Raw genomic sequence first — 15,261 nt, forward strand, 5'->3', positions numbered from 1 at the left:
CTCCCAAAAGAGCCACAACACTAAGTGGCTCTGAATTATGAACAGTCTCAAGTCTCATAGCTTATTCAGGTTGCTTGGGTATAGACATTGATGAAAGAGTTTGAAAATCTAGTTTTCCTGTTACTTTTAATCCCAAATACACTGATTCACAGAACTCCAAGTGAAAAGATGCCGCTTGCTGTAACTCAATTCGCCACTCAAAGATCCGGGTCATCAATTCACGCCCGGCAGTCACCACACCTTTAAATGCTCTTATACCCCAGCAGGCCGCCCATGCATCTTCAGGTTGTTTGGGTATATAACCCGTTGCTGAACCTTTGGCCGGGTCGATTTTCACTTCGGTAAACGGTGTTTATCTGCGTCGGATTCGTCGTTGGGTAGACGAACGGTTTTTTCCATTCAGGAAAAACACTGGAATCTGCGCCTGAATTTATCAATAAGATAATAAACATTTTGTAATTTATGAGTTTCGTACCATATATAAAAATATATACCAAATAGCACTTACCATCACGTTTTGCGATATGTTAACTTCTTGCTTGTGATATGCAACTGAGTTTGTTGGCTGCGATCTTTTGACATATGGACTGACCACATGAGCATGACCGCACATGGACTGATCGGTTGTTGTATCACATAGATATCAGCCTGTTTTCGGGGCTGGTGAAATTAAAAATGATCCTGTGGAACTTATCCGCAGAATAAATAGTTGGTTAATTACATAATGAAAATATTAAAAAATAAACTCGCATTACCTGCCGCGATCTGCTGCGGTATTCTGGCATCAGCCAATGGCATGGCTGCGACCTGTTCTGTTGAAGGTGGTATCTGGAGTAATGGTTATAACCTGATGGTGACAGTCAACAGTGATGAGACAAATCTGCAAGGCTGGCAGGTTGCACTGACATTTGATCAGGCACCTGTCATCATTAATAGCTGGAATGCAAATCTTGAGACTTCTGGCAGCACGGTCACGGCATCCAATATGCCGTGGAATGGATTCCTGATGGCGGGTGAAACCACCGGTTTTGGTCTTCAGGGCACCTATGAAGGTGAATTTACCAAACCGGGCTGTGAAGTGATCAGCGCTACCAGTGATGACGACACAGACAGCGGGCAGGCGGCAACTGCAAAAGCCAAAAGCAGCAGTAAGTTATTGTCACAAAGTGGTAACCCGGTTCACAAACGTTATGAGAATCAACGGAAAGCCTGGTCTCAAAGCAAAGCCGATATCGTCATGTCTTACCAGTTTGATAATGGTGGCTGGCCAAAAAACCAGAGCTATAAAAAAGCGGGTAAAGGCGGAAGCGGAAAAGGTAAAGCGACCATCGATAATGGCGCAACCACCACAGAAATGGTTTATCTGGCACAGGTTTACAAAGACACGAAGAAAACCAAATACCGTAGTGCTGTCCGCAAAGCCATGGATTATCTGTTTGAAGCCCAGTACAGCAACGGTGGCTGGCCACAGTTCTATCCTCTGAAAGGCGGCTATCATGATCACGTGACATTTAATGATAACGCAATGACCAGTGTTTTAACGGTGCTTTACCATGCCAGCCGGAAGGATGCGCCATTTGATACGGATATTTTCAGCGATAAAGATCGCAAAAAAATGAAAACGGTGATCGATAAAGGTGTGGATTACATTCTGAAGTCTCAATGGAAACAGAACGGTAAACTGACCGTCTGGTGTGCACAGCACGGAAAAGACGATTATCTGCCGAAGAAAGCCCGTGCTTATGAACTGGCATCACTCAGTGGGAGTGAATCTTCTGAAATTATCGGCTTTCTGATGACTCAGCCTCAGACGTCAAAAGTGAAAAAAGCTGTTAAGGCTGCTCTGAACTGGTTTAACAGTCCTGATACCTATCTTGCTGATCATACCTATGACAGGAACTCCACAGAGAAAATTGTCTACAAAAAAGGCAGCAAAATGTGGTATCGCTTTTATAACCTGCAAAACAACCGTGGTTTCTTCAGTGATCGTGACGGCAAAGTCTATTACGACATCATGGACATCTCGGCAGAGCGCCGTAACGGTTATGGCTGGGGCGGAAGCTATGGCAAAAATATCCTGAAATATGCAAAAAAAGTTGGGTATATCAAGTAATAATTCTGATATTCGAAACAGCAAAAACTGACTGAGTCAGTCAAAAAAATCACCAGTCAATGCTGGTGATTTTTTTTGATTGGCTTGTTGAGTCATGATTCTCTGGTTGTCTGGTCACAGAGACACTCAGCTTTCAGGCATGTCCTGATAGCTGGCCAGCAATTCCATCGCACTGGCACGAACCGATAACGATTCGCTGGTATTATTGGCTATGGTTTTTAAATCACCGGAGATGGTGTCGTCAAACTGCGCTGGTTCGAGCTGATACAGGGCCTGGATGGCGCTGTAGCGCACCGAGTCATTCTCATCCTGCGCGTATTGATGAAACAGTGACTTCAGTTTTTGTGAATTATCTGCCACCAGCCCCGCCAGACTTTCAATCGCGACCGATTTCATCCGGCCTTCGCTGCTGTCGATATAATTATCCAGCAAATGTTCCACTTCGGCTTTCTGCATTTCATTCATCGAAGCATTGGGTACGCGGTTAATAATCTGAGCGACCTGTTCCTGTGCCTGTGGCGAATAGCTGTTTTGCACGATCGGGGCCAGAATATCCGCCGGACGGCCATTCATCATGATACTGGTTGCCAGTTCAACTCCGACAGACAATGCCTGTTCTGACGTGTCCTGCATCAGGGTCATCGCAAAACAGCGAAGGACGAACCCATTTTCCGGTTGGTTTCAGTCCGCCGTTCTGTCTTCCGCCGCGGGAAATTCCCGCATCCGGCAGACAGCCGTCTTTGTCAAAGTCAAAATCAGGCGCGAACCAGCCTGCTTTTACATACCGGGGATTACTGTGATCTATACCCAAGCAACCTGAACCCTGCATCTTCAGGTTGTTTGGGTATAGATAATATTAACGAAGGATCTGTTTATATTATGGATACTTATGATTGCTTTGATGATTTAATTTAATAAGAATAATTTTTGCTATTATTTAAAAATTAAAATAGCGTTTCTCTTTATATGAAATGTTGTTTATAGATAAGTTAGATGTGTGCGTGAGAATATGAGCATACGCGCATTAATATTTGGTTAACTCGATGCTTTGTATCATTCCGTGTCTGATATCCGATATCCGGAGCTGATTCATTCCAATCTGATAAGTGCTCTGGCCGGTTTGCAGAAACTGCTGGCGGAACAGAAAATCATTCAGCCGGGTTTGCTCAATGGCGCAATGCAGATGAATCACGGTTGGTTTTGTGTCTGTGGCCGAATGATAAGAGAGCTTTGGCATGGTCTGACACAGCTTCTCCAGTTGCATCATCTCACCGGGTGTGAACAGAAAATCCTCAATACTGTTGGCTGTATACAGATGATTTTCAGTGTTGAGACAAAAGATAAAACAAGAAATAACAATACATAATGAAGTAATGAACGGGGTAACGGGTATTCTGCAATCCATAGCAACGTCGGTTAGTATCTGTCGTTATTGTATTCCCTGACGGTTTATCGCAGTTTGTCCTGAATGTAAATATGATGAACTCGTTTGTGTGCAGCTTGTGTCATTTTTGTGGCTGAATCTTTTTGATTTTTGAACTCACACGCATTTCATCAAAATGGAGTTGCCTCTGAAAAAAAATTCTGATTTTCAGATTTTTATGAGCAACTGCCAGCGTTGATTGCGGTCGTTTTTATCACTTTCGTTTCTGATAGCTTTTATCACTTTCATTTCTGAAACCCGCTGTTTTTGAAAACTGCCGCCCGTCAGTGACAGGCGGCAGGGCATTCAATCCGCCGGTCTGGCCTGTTCAGACCAGGTTGAGACCGGGGATTGTGATGACTTAACGACCCATGGTTTTCTTCAGATAGTTCAGTGCTGCCTGAGCGTCCGCTTCACCAGCACCGGTGACCGGATCCCAGCCTTCACTGCCGCGATCGGTTTTGATATCCCGTGCGGTGGCAATTAACGCCTGTTTGATCTGAGCGGAAGAAGCATCAGAACCGCCATATTGTTTCAGCAGCGCCGCAACACCAGCCAGTGTCGGTGCCGCAGAAGAAGTACCGAAGAAATTTGGCAGGCCGTCCGGTTCATTGACCACATTCCATGCGGAAGGAATGTCTTCGCCGAAGAACGACGTGTTGCCGCCATCGGTTGAAGTGATCGCCGGTCCTTTCCGGGTGGTATAAGCGTAGTTCCCGTTCACATCAAAATAGAAAGGATGGCTGGCTGAACCTTTTGAACTTTGGTATTCGACAAATACATCTGCATCACTGTTAACGTATGGCTGGCTGCCGTACCAGGGCATCGAAGCAACGGTGATGGCGCCTTTGGCGTATGCATGTCCGTACATCATTGAACTGTTGTACGTCACACCGACTTTAACATTACTGCTGGTTGCCGGGAAACGCAGGTCCAGTTTGACCGGCACACTGGTATTTTGCGGAATGACATCAGCATTGCCGGACCAGTGATTGACTGCCAGATACAATGTTTTGGATGAGCCGGAATTGTTGGTATACCAGATCTGTTCAAACGGGTCGTTATACTTCTTGTTTCCCTGTGCCGATAAACTGGAGTAAACCACACTCATCTGATTGTTTGAATTTTTTTCCAGCAGATACATATCAAAGTCGATCAGCGGGAAGTTGACTTTATTACTCTGATAGCTGATGTAAGGCTGGTTCCAGTTCAGAACGGCCCGGAAATAACCGCCTGCCGGTACAGTAACCGGCAGATATGCGCTGCCGTTCGGCCATTGATGGAAGTCATACCCATAAGCTATTTTGTTGTCGGATGACGATGAATGCGCATCATAGTTTGCCGTATCCACATCCTGATAAGTGAACTCATAGCTGCGTTCGTTTTCATTTCCGGCGATGGTGAAGAACATTACGCCGCTGTCCACACAGTCCTGAATCGCCTGGTTAATGATGCCCGGCTGATAAAACGGTTCTGCGTAATAGAAGGTATCATCGACAATGATATCCGCCCCGGCACCACCCTGGGCACGGGGTTTACACAAGTCTTTGACCGCAGCAACAAACCCGAGCTCCGTGCCCTGATCGGAATAGAAGGAGATATCCGCACCCGGCGCAATATCATGGATATTTTCGGCCATAGCCGCCCCTTCATCCGTATTGCTGTTGGTGTTGGCATCATCGCGTAATTCAACTGAAGCGGGCAGATCACCCGAAATCTGGTTGATGGCATTTTTTAACGTTCCGGCTTTTCTGATTGCCGGTGTGGTTTTGCTGCTGCGCACGCCGGAGGAGTGGGCGAAACTGTCAGAAATGATCCCGATACGAACCCCCTTACCGGTGAGGTTGGGCAGACTTTGTTGCAGCTGGTCCACATTCAGGGAACTGACACTGTGGTCTGTGGCTTTACCGGCCTGATGTACGGCACCAGATGCACGGGAGATATACAAAACTTCCGGGCGTTTTTTCAGTGCGTCCAGATTTGATTTGACTGTGAGGCGGACGGTTGCCAGATGATATTGCGCAGAAATTTGCAGCACTTCAATATTCAGGGCTTCCAGAATCTGTTGTAAATCATCGGGCACACTGCTGAGCTGAATATTGGCTGTGACAGCGATGGTACTTTTCGTCCGGCTCCGGTTTTGGTTCAGCATATTCTGAATATGAATGCCCAGCTTACTATCCTGTGGCTGACTGACTGCCGGTTTGAGCAGCACCGCTTGTGTGGTTTCGCTGGCATGAGTCACAGGTGCATGCAGACAAAAAGCACATGCTAAAAAAACAGGAGACCAGCCTGTTGGCTTTGAGATATTTTTTTTCATTTTTAACCTCTTCAGGGGGATAAACCTGAACCCTACATTTCAGGTTGCTTGGGTTTGTTTATTTAAAGGTGACTTTATTGTTATTATTTTAAGTTCAGATAATTTGCTGTTATCTTATTTTTGTGTAATTACTCTAATTCAATAAAATTATATTTACTTCAATCATTTCATGGTAAATAAAAATATAATATTCCGTTTTTTATTTATTAACTATTAACCTTCTCAATAAATCATCTGGAGTTGATGATAATTCATGGTGCTTCATTCTGTATGTTTATTTTAATTTATACCCAAACAACCTGAAGATGCAGGCTTCAGTGAGATTTGTCTGGCTTTGAGACAAGGCACTGATTTGAAGATAGAGTCATTCTACGTTGAAAATCAGTCACGCTGTATCAAAGCCAGACAAACTCACCCGCAGGGCGTGAGCTGAAAGGCACATTTCTGCGTCAAGTGAATTTGAAAGGTGGGTACATTCCTGAATTCCCTTTCCTTGAACTGCCCCTTTCGGCTGCACGCTGAATCATGCATCTTCAGGTTGCTTGGGTATAGTTATTGTTTTTATTGTATTTTTGTTACATTGATTTTTAATATTTTTTAAAATAAAAAATCTGAGTAATTACTTTAAAAATATCGACTGTTTATTGGTTGATATACATGTAAATACAAGTAAGAATATAATTAGTTCGGTCTGCGATTGCAAGATATTATTTGGTGATGATATTTCTGTTAATATTATACTCTTATTTTTTGGTGGATTATTATTTTTTTATGGTTGGTGACGACGTATTCTGTTATTTTTCATCTTCAGGTTGCCTGGGTATATTCAGTATTCTGCCGACCGGGGGAAATCGTATCCGGGATATCGGCTTGTGCCCGAATCAATCGTGCTGACATATTTTTATCTGCCTCTGACGCAAATCGTCGACTCGCTGGGTAGAACCTTTGGGGTAGTATTTTCATAAAAATAGTATGGTTTAAGGTGCCAGCATGCATTGGTTTTTTAGTGAACGATCGCCTTTCAATGGTATCTCTGAAGAAGCGGCTGATTTTTTACTGATGAATGGCGACTGGCTGGTACCGGAACAGGGGCAGATGTTGTATCACGCCGGTGATTTCGTTGACGGGTACTACATCATGATTGAAGGTAAGGTTCACCTGCAGCGCAAAACAGACAACGAAGTTAAACACCTCATGGGCCCGCCAGCGGGGCGACTGGCTGGCAAAGGTGGCTATGACCCGGATGAACCAAATACCATCGTGTTAATCTGGTCAGTGTTTTTGATGATGATTTTGCTGTACCGGGTTTGAATCAGCCCCAGTTTTTCCATCACCTTCAGCTGGGCATCGACATCTTCCTGAGCGGCGCCGATCACACCTGCCAGATCAGCCTGAGTAAACGGAATTTCATGGGTGCTGGTTTTGATTGCCTTCATCAGCAGTTGCCGGGCAATCCGGAACTGGAGATCGCAGCTGACTTCGCACAGGTGATGCTCGGCAAAATCAACGTATTCTCTGGTGATATCTTTCAGCATCCGCTGATAGAACATCGGATACCGGTCGAAAAAACGCTGGGACAAGGTCCCGGAAATGTGGAAAACCTTGGTTTTTTTCTGGGCAATGGCATTGGCAGAAGAAGGTAAACCGGCAAAGTAGTGGACATAACCCAACCAGTCTCCGCTGGTGCGGAGCAGGGTTTGCTTGCTGTGGTTACCTGTTTTTCGTTGCAGGTGAATCGCTCCTTCTGAAATCACATAATAGCCATCCATAAACTGACCGGCCTGATAAAGGCAATCGCCAGCTTCGAGGGAGTGGTAGGAGCCATTAATCAGTAAAAAATTTTCCGCCCTTTCAGAAATACCGTGAAAAGGTGATGATTCACTAAAAAAATTATGCACAGGTGACCTTATATCCAATAACCAAATATTTTCGCGGTTGCTATTATACAGATAGAATCATTCTATTTAACAGAATTGTTAGTAAATTGTCGGAAATATCACCAGAGAAACTGTAAAAAATCTGGCTTATACCCAAACAACCTGAAGATGCATCTTCAGGTTGTTTGGGTATATATGGTGAAAGAATCACCCATCGCTGGTTTTTACCGTATTTTACGGGGGGTTATTCTGTTATTTCACGGAGAAAGCAGACAGAGGCTGTAAAGAAGATTTGACAGATTGACCCTATGGTGCCGCACTGTGATTTGATGTGTTGAGTGTTGCAATTTATTCCAGCCTGAGAAAACTTCGAATCATTCACTCTATCAATAATATTCACTGAGCCTGCTCAATTTTTCCGGAATCCGTGCTGGAATCTGTGGCGGCTTATCTCTATAATCACGCCGCAAATCATTTCTTTACCATAGTTATTTTTACCATAGTTATCTTTACCAAAGTTTTCGGGTACTTTAAATATGTCTGATCATCGTCAATGTGTCATCATCGGAATCGCAGGCGCTTCTGCGTCGGGTAAAAGCCTTATTGCGACTACTATTTATCAGGAGTTGCGGGCGAAAGTCGGCGACCACCAGATCGGGGTGATTACAGAAGATTGTTACTATAAAGATCAGAGCCACCTGAATATGGAACAGCGGGTGAAAACCAACTATGATCATCCGAATGCACTTGACCATGATTTATTGTGCGAACATCTTCAGCAACTGACCGTCGGCAGTGCGGTCGATGTGCCTGAATATAGTTATTCAGAGCACACCCGGACGTCAAACACGTCGCAGATGACGCCGAAGAAGGTGATTATTCTGGAAGGTATTTTGCTGCTGACCGACCCACGCCTGCGCGAGCTGATGCATGCAACGATCTTTATGGATACGCCGCTGGATGTGTGTCTGATGCGCCGGATTCGCCGCGATGTCGAAGAACGGGGCCGGACGCTCGAATCCGTGCTGAAGCAATATCAGAACACTGTTCGTCCGATGTTCCTGCAATTTATTGAACCTTCTAAACAGTATGCAGATATTATCGTCCCGCGCGGCGGTAAAAACCGGATTGCGATTGATGTGCTTAAAGCCCATATTGCCCGGTTATTGAGTGCATAAATCTGGCCTGCGGGCCGGTGCATCGTGAACCGGCCTGTTGTGAGAGTGTTATCAGTTAATCATAAAATAGCACAATAATTTCTCACGAATCTGATGTCTCCCGCCACATTTTATCTAATTGACGGTTTTCCCCCGCAAGGATGGCTGATAATTCACGTTGCATTGCGATATCTTGCACTATGCTTATATTTAAGCACCTGAATCATGCATTTTCAGGTTACTCAGATATAAACAGTGTGAAACAAATCACTTCTGATTCCGGGTAAAGACCCTGATGCCAGTTTGGATGAAAGAACAGGAATGTCGGGAGTTTCATTGTGGCAGAAACAATTCATAACATACTGGTTGTGGACGATCAGGATATTATTCGCTTTACGTTGCGAACCTGTCTTTCCCAACTGGGAGATTATCAGATTTTTGAGGCAGCGAATGGCGCTGAGGCGAGAAAAGTTCTCTGTGAAACTCATATCGATCTGATTTTTTGCGATTTAAATATGCCGGTCGAAGATGGTCTGGCCGTATTGCAGTATCTGGCCGGTTTAAAATATCGTAATCCGGTGGTGTTGATCAGTGCCGAGGAAGAGGAAATTCTCCGCACCAGCTCTTTACTGGCGAATCAGTATAATCTGGCGATTCTCGGTGTGGCGCGAAAGCCAATCAGCGTTGATATTGCGGCCTCATTTCTCGATGATGCGAAGCACCGGATTCAGCCGGAGAAGCCGCTCCGGTTACCGTTAACGGAAGCTGAATTTCGTCAGGCCATTGCGCAGAAGCAGCTGATTACTTACTTTCAGCCACAAATTTTGATGAACCCTTATTCGGTCAAGGGATTTGAAGCGCTGGCCCGGATTATCGGCCCGGACGGCAGCCTGATTTATCCTGATCGGTTTATTGCGCTCGCGGAAAGCTCTGATGAATTGATTGAACTGCTGACCAAAACGACAATTCACGATGCTCTCAAAAAGTTTGCCACGCTTCAGGCAAAAGCGCCGGGGCTGACATTATCGGTCAATGTGTCAGGCCGGATGATGAAGGATAACCAGTTTCCGGCCTGGTTTCAGAAGCAGTGCCGTGAATACCGGGTCAGCCCGGAAACGGTTATCTGTGAGCTGACGGAGACGCTTCTGAGTGATGATCCTTACTCAATGACCACCTCCATGTTGCGGCTGCGTATGATGCGGTTTCACCTGTCGATTGATGATTTCGGAACCGGCTATGCCTCCATCGAACAACTGCACGCTTTGCCTTTCAATGAGTTGAAAATAGATAAAACCTTCATCCGTGATTGTTTAACGAATCTTAAATCGAAAGCCGTGGTTGAACAGACGCTGAACATGGCCAAGGCGATGAATTTAACGGTCGTGGCTGAAGGGGTAGAGAACAAAGCGGTGGAAGAGTATCTCGATGGTTTGGGCTGTGATATTTGCCAGGGCTTTTTGTATTCGGAAGCCGTTGCCAGGGAAGAGCTGGCAAAAGCCATTCATATTTCAATGCGGCGTTGTCTGCCAAATTGCTCAGAAAACTGAGCTGTTATCTGCAACTCTGGGGAAACAGGACTGCTATGAAGCTTTCTGCCAAACTGATTTTGCTTTTTCTTCTTACCGGAGCACTGATCATCTCATCTGTTTTTTTATTCTCGCTCCGGGAAAGCAGTCTGCTGGAAAAAACAACCTTAAACACTATCAGCCGTGAGGCAGGTATACTCAGCCGGCATATTGATGAGCATTTGTCTGAGCGGTATAACGATACACAGCTGTTTCCGTTGATTCTGGGGAAAGTTGGTGCCGGACAATTGGCATATATCACGGCTGGCAGTCTGCTGACTGAGCGGCTTAATGCCTTCGTCCGCACTTATCAGGTCTACCGGCGTATTATCATTTTTGATCTGCAGGGCAATGTTTTAGCGGCCAATACACAAAACAGTTATGGGAAAACTATCGCCAATGTGGTCGTCGATGCCGAAAAAGTCAGGCTGTCACACTGGTTTCATAATGTATTATCCGGGCAGACACTGACGCCCGAACGTCCGGAAGGGGTATATATCGACGGGCCGGTTCGCGGGATTATCAGTGGTGAAACCAACGCCTATGATTTGCTGCTGGCCAAACTGATCCGGGAAGAATCCGGAAAAATCGCCGGGGTCTGGGTCAATCTGATCGATTTTCAGGTCGTGGAACAGATGGTCAGAAACGCTTATGAAATGCAGGCAGAAAAAAACCGCCAGCTTCAGGCGGAGATTCTGCTGCTGGATACGTCGGGTCATGTGATTATTGATATGAATCCAATGGCTTATGGTGGTGCCAATTACCAGAGAAATTTCAGTAAGCTGGGTAAGGTGAATCTGGTGAAATCTGGCTTTGAAGATGCAAAACGGGCAGTGGCCGGGCTGACCGGCGCAGATGTGTTCACAGATAAAGCGACACAGCAGCGGATGATCAGCGGCTTTACCCATTCTCAGGGCACCAGCACTTATCCGGGAATGGGCTGGTCTGTGTTAATCCGGGTGCCGGCAGAGCAGGCGATGCTGTTGCCGGATTATATGGATCAAGCGGTATTGCTGACGCTGTTTATTCTGCTGATCTGGTGTATTGGCTTTTATCATGCAATGAAAATCATGGCGCCGATCCGGAGCATTCATGATGCTTTGAGTCTTTTATCCGGCGGCCATTCCGATGTGCCCCGGTTAGCGACAGATCGCAACGATGAAATCGGCCGGATGGCCGGCGCAGTGAATCAGATACGGGACACGCTGAATGAGCATCATCTCCGGTTGACAGATGATACGGCTAAATTGCAGGCGATGGAGATTCCCCACCGCTCAATTCATGCCATGACCGCAGGGATTGCCGTGATTGACATGGCAGAGGAAAACACCCCGATCATTTATGTTAATCCCGCTTTTGAGTACCTGACCGGATACACGTCGAAAGAAGTCCTGGGGAAAAATCTGGCCTTTCTTCAGGCATCAGACAGCTCTCAGGAGGCTTGTGAACAGGTCCGGGATGAGATGCAGGCTCATCGTTCCTGTTCAGTGACAGTGAAGAGCTTCAAAAAAAGTGGTGTGTCATTTATGAATCTCCTCCGGCTGGATCCAATCTTTACGGAAGAGGGAACCGTGAGCCATTATCTGGCCCTGTTGACTGATGTCACGCAGCAGGAACATCAGCGGGTGCTGGATCGGGTTGCACTGGAAAAAGAAATTGAAGCGCGAAGCCGGGAATTTGTCGAAGCGGAAAGCCGGTTGCGGGCGGTATTTAACACTGCGCTGGACGGGATCGTCGTGCTCAATGATGAAGGCATAATTCTGGATGTCAATTATGCCTTTGAGACGGTGTTCGGCCGGGGTAAAAAGGTGTTACTCGGTGAGTCTGTCACAACATTGATGCTGCCGGAAGAAGGCGACTTTCCGGATGGATTAACCATGCAGTCTTTACTTTCGGTTTGCCGTAACCGGGCCGGTACTCCCGGAAAAATGGCGGGTCTTCACAAGTCCGGCCGGACCTTCCCGGTAGAAATCTCGATTGGCGAGACCTGGCTCGATAACCGTCCGGCCTTTGTCGGCGTGGTGCGGGATATTACCGCACAAGTGGATACCTGGCGCCGGGAGCAGTCTTTGAAAGAAGAACTGGCTGAGCGGGAAATTATCTACCGGGCTGCTTTCAGCAATGCTGCGATCGGAATTTCCAGGCTGTCGGCTGACGGCCGGTTCCTTGAAGTGAATGAGCGGATGTGCAGTGATTTTGGTTATACAGAAGAAGAGCTGCTCCAGCTTTCCTTTACCGATATTACCTTCAATGAAGATACGGCCCGGGGCGTCCAACTGGTTGAAGAAATCAAACAGGGCGTACGCAAAGAATTTACCATCGACAAACGTTATGTGCGCAAAAATGGTGACATCCTCTGGGCGACGGTGTCTGTGTCGCTGGTGCGCAATCCTGATCGTACTCCGAAATATTTCATTGCGGTGGTTGAAGACATTACAGAGCGCAAAGCGTTTGAGGAAGAGCTGAGAGAGTCAAAAGTGCAGCGGGAAGAGTTGCTCAAAGGCCGGGCTTTAGCCTCAGAAGCTGGTGGGGTGTGTAACTGGTCGATCAATCTGAACACCGGCACCCTGAAATGGGATGAAAATATGTATGCCTTATACGGTGTGCCGAAAGAAGAAATGCTGGCCTATGAAAGCTGGCGAAACCGGGTTCATCCGGATGATGTTGAGATGGCAGAAGCCATTTTCCGGGAATGTGTGGATAACCTGAAACCATTTAACTGTGAGTTCCGGATCATGAATGAGATGACACGTCAGGTGCACTGGGTCAAAGCGGCTGCCGATGTGATTGCCGGTGAAGATGATTTTGCTGAAATGATGTTTGGCATCAACCTGGACATTACTGAAGAGCGTCAGGCACAGATGCGGCTGGAGAAAGAAACCTTTGCTGCCCGGCAGGCCAGTGAGTCAAAATCACGCTTTCTTGCGACCATGAGCCACGAAATCCGCACACCGATGAACGGGGTGATTGGCATGATTGATCTGCTGCGGGATACGTCGCTGACTCAGGATCAGAAAAGAATGGTCAATACCGTGAGAGATTCAGCGTTTTCACTGCTGGAAATCATCAACGATATTCTGGATTTTTCAAAAATCGAAGCCGGCCAGATGGAACTGGAGTACACCGAAACCTCTTTGCTGACCTTAATTGAAAAAACCACTGAAGCTTTGTGGGTCAACGCGGGTAATAAAGGCGTTGATATCTTTATTTATCATGATTTTAAGATGCCTGAGGCGCTGTTGCTGGATTCGGTGCGTGTCCGGCAGATGGTCCTTAATTTACTCGGGAACTCGATTAAGTTCACCGGCGGGGATGGCAGGCCGGGGTATGTGATTGTCCATATCAGCTATGTGACTGGCCTGCTGACGCTCAGCGTGGAAGATAACGGGATCGGCATGAGTGAAGAACAGATGAACAGGCTATTCCGGCCATTTTCACAGGCGGACTCTTCCACCACGCGCAAATATGGCGGTACCGGACTGGGTCTGAGTATTACCAAGTCATTTGTTGATTTGATGGGCGGCAGTATCCGGGCGGAGAGTCAGAAAGGCCTGGGCAGTACCTTCATCATTAATGTGCCGGTTGAAGCCGCTCAGGCGCAGGACAACAGTTTGCTGGCTTATAGTTTTGCCCGCTATGCGCTGATATTACGGGTCAGCGATTCGCTGCTCCGGCTTGCCTGTAAGCAAATGATTGAGCAGCTGGATTTTGCGGTTATCTATGAGCAACAGCCGGAATCAGTGCCGGATATCTATTCGCGGGTCACGGTGACGGATGAAGAAGTCAGCGAAGCGATGGAGCAGTTTGGCGTGGTGTTGTCTTTGACCCGGGATCCTGTGTGTACTCAGGGTTACATTTCACAGCAATCCTATGTTGTCGGCGCGCATCCGCTCAAACCGACAGAATTTATCTTCGGGCTGGCGGTTTGCTGTGGCCTTGAAAGCCCGGATATTGACTGGGACTTCTCCCCGGCCAGCGAGTCTCAGGAAGTCGTTGTTCCGGACAAAGCGACAGCGATTGCGGCCGGGACACTGATTTTATGTGCGGAAGATCAACCGGTGAATCAACTGGTGATTTCCCGGCAGCTGGAAAAACTCGGTTATGCCTACGAAATGGCTGACAACGGCAAGATTGCGCTGGATATGTGGCGTTCAGGCCGGTTTAGTCTGGTGCTGACGGACTGCCATATGCCGGAGATGGATGGTTATGAACTGACCTCTGAAATCCGGCAAATCGAAGAACATGAAGGACGGGAGCGGACCGTTGTGATCGCATTAACTGCCAATGCGATGGCTGGTGAATCCGAGCACTGCCTGAAAGCCGGGATGGATGATTATATTGCCAAGCCGGTTGAGCTGAACAAGCTGAAGAAAATTCTGTCCCTGCGGATGAAGAGCCTGTCGCTTCAGGCGACAATGGCGGATTTATCACCGGAAAATGCCGGGTCATCGTCACCGATTCAGGGCATTGATTATGAGCAGCTGAGCAGTGTGATTGGCACCGATGATCAGTCTCTGATGCGGGCGGTACTGGCGATGTTCTGGGAAAGTGTCTCGAAAGATTTAACGGCGCTGGAAGCGGCGCTGGCACAGCAAAACAGCGAACTGGTTCGCAGTAAAGCACATGGTGCGAAAGGTGCATCGGCTTCCAGCGGTGCCATGGCGCTGAGCCGGAAATTCAAACAGGTCGAGGCAAATTGCAACAATTTTGAGGTGGTGAACGCGCTGATTGAGGAGATTCAGTCAGAGATGCTTTATCTGAAAGAGAGCCTGGAAGCCGACGGCATCATTTAAATCTTACATCCAC

The 15,261-nt window shown here is 46.9% G+C and carries 11 protein-coding genes; 5 read left to right on the top strand and 6 right to left on the bottom strand.

The window, feature by feature from the left end:
• Positions 1 to 61: 61 nt before the first annotated feature.
• Entirely contained in the window at positions 62 to 337 is a 276-nt protein-coding gene (locus tag OC443_RS07110) for a hypothetical protein (RefSeq protein ID WP_073584477.1), read from the bottom strand.
• Between the two features lie 387 nt (positions 338 to 724).
• On the opposite strand from OC443_RS07110, the gene pelA reads away from it, so the two are divergent.
• Complete coding sequence (pelA, locus tag OC443_RS07115) at positions 725 to 2,113, top strand: pectate lyase (RefSeq protein WP_073584479.1); 1,389 nt, start codon at positions 725 to 727, stop codon at positions 2,111 to 2,113.
• A gap of 126 nt (positions 2,114 to 2,239) precedes the next feature.
• Here pelA and OC443_RS07120 read toward each other — a convergent pair whose 3' ends face one another.
• From OC443_RS07120 to OC443_RS07135, 4 genes are all read right to left on the bottom strand, one after another.
• Positions 2,240 to 2,746 carry a HEAT repeat domain-containing protein gene (locus tag OC443_RS07120; RefSeq protein ID WP_143169366.1) on the bottom strand — a complete coding sequence of 169 codons (507 nt, stop codon included), beginning with the start codon at positions 2,744 to 2,746 and terminating at the stop codon, positions 2,240 to 2,242.
• Entirely contained in the window at positions 2,706 to 2,924 is a 219-nt protein-coding gene (locus OC443_RS07125) for an NPP1 family protein (RefSeq protein WP_073584483.1), read from the bottom strand. The genes OC443_RS07120 and OC443_RS07125 overlap by 41 nt, the downstream gene beginning before the upstream one ends.
• A gap of 213 nt (positions 2,925 to 3,137) precedes the next feature.
• Positions 3,138 to 3,380, bottom strand: a complete 243-nt coding sequence (locus OC443_RS07130) for a hypothetical protein (RefSeq protein ID WP_143169368.1) — start codon at positions 3,378 to 3,380, stop codon at positions 3,138 to 3,140.
• 517 nt (positions 3,381 to 3,897) lie between these two features.
• Entirely contained in the window at positions 3,898 to 5,856 is a 1,959-nt protein-coding gene (locus OC443_RS07135) for a S8 family serine peptidase (protein WP_073584487.1), read from the bottom strand.
• A gap of 990 nt (positions 5,857 to 6,846) precedes the next feature.
• On the opposite strand from OC443_RS07135, the gene OC443_RS07140 reads away from it, so the two are divergent.
• A complete protein-coding gene (locus OC443_RS07140) occupies positions 6,847 to 7,167 on the top strand; it encodes a cyclic nucleotide-binding domain-containing protein (RefSeq protein ID WP_073584489.1) in 321 nt (106 codons plus the stop codon).
• Here OC443_RS07140 and OC443_RS07145 read toward each other — a convergent pair.
• Positions 7,089 to 7,754 (bottom strand): Crp/Fnr family transcriptional regulator, encoded by a 666-nt coding sequence (locus OC443_RS07145; RefSeq protein ID WP_073584491.1) that lies wholly within the window; start codon positions 7,752 to 7,754, stop codon positions 7,089 to 7,091. The two genes, OC443_RS07140 and OC443_RS07145, sit on opposite strands and share 79 nt — an antisense overlap.
• Before the next feature lie 515 nt (positions 7,755 to 8,269).
• Here OC443_RS07145 and udk point away from each other — a divergent pair.
• The 3 genes from udk (at position 8,270) to OC443_RS07160 (ending at position 15,248) form a co-directional block, all read left to right on the top strand.
• On the top strand, positions 8,270 to 8,911 hold the full coding sequence (gene udk, locus OC443_RS07150) for a uridine kinase (RefSeq protein WP_073584493.1): 642 nt from the start codon (positions 8,270 to 8,272) through the stop codon (positions 8,909 to 8,911).
• A 317-nt stretch (positions 8,912 to 9,228) separates the two neighbouring features.
• Positions 9,229 to 10,437: an EAL domain-containing response regulator gene (locus OC443_RS07155; RefSeq protein WP_083601682.1), complete on the top strand. Its 1,209-nt coding sequence runs from the start codon at positions 9,229 to 9,231 to the stop codon at positions 10,435 to 10,437.
• Between the two features lie 35 nt (positions 10,438 to 10,472).
• Positions 10,473 to 15,248 (top strand): PAS domain S-box protein, encoded by a 4,776-nt coding sequence (locus OC443_RS07160; protein ID WP_073584495.1) that lies wholly within the window; start codon positions 10,473 to 10,475, stop codon positions 15,246 to 15,248.
• Positions 15,249 to 15,261: the final 13 nt, after the last annotated feature.

Origin of the sequence: Vibrio quintilis, from assembly GCF_024529975.1 — a bacterium.
Taxonomy (GTDB): domain Bacteria; phylum Pseudomonadota; class Gammaproteobacteria; order Enterobacterales; family Vibrionaceae; genus Vibrio; species Vibrio quintilis.

Excerpts from the sequence above, each read along its gene's own strand:
- pelA (WP_073584479.1), top strand. The coding sequence starts at position 725 with ATGAAAATATTAAAAAATAAACTCGCATTACCTGCCGCGATCTGCTGC.
- OC443_RS07120 (WP_143169366.1), bottom strand. The coding sequence starts at position 2,746 with ATGCAGGACACGTCAGAACAGGCATTGTCTGTCGGAGTTGAACTGGCA.
- OC443_RS07130 (WP_143169368.1), bottom strand. The coding sequence starts at position 3,380 with ATGATGCAACTGGAGAAGCTGTGTCAGACCATGCCAAAGCTCTCTTAT.
- OC443_RS07135 (WP_073584487.1), bottom strand. The coding sequence starts at position 5,856 with ATGAAAAAAAATATCTCAAAGCCAACAGGCTGGTCTCCTGTTTTTTTA.
- OC443_RS07140 (WP_073584489.1), top strand. The coding sequence starts at position 6,847 with ATGCATTGGTTTTTTAGTGAACGATCGCCTTTCAATGGTATCTCTGAA.
- udk (WP_073584493.1), top strand. The coding sequence starts at position 8,270 with ATGTCTGATCATCGTCAATGTGTCATCATCGGAATCGCAGGCGCTTCT.
- OC443_RS07160 (WP_073584495.1), top strand. The coding sequence starts at position 10,473 with ATGAAGCTTTCTGCCAAACTGATTTTGCTTTTTCTTCTTACCGGAGCA.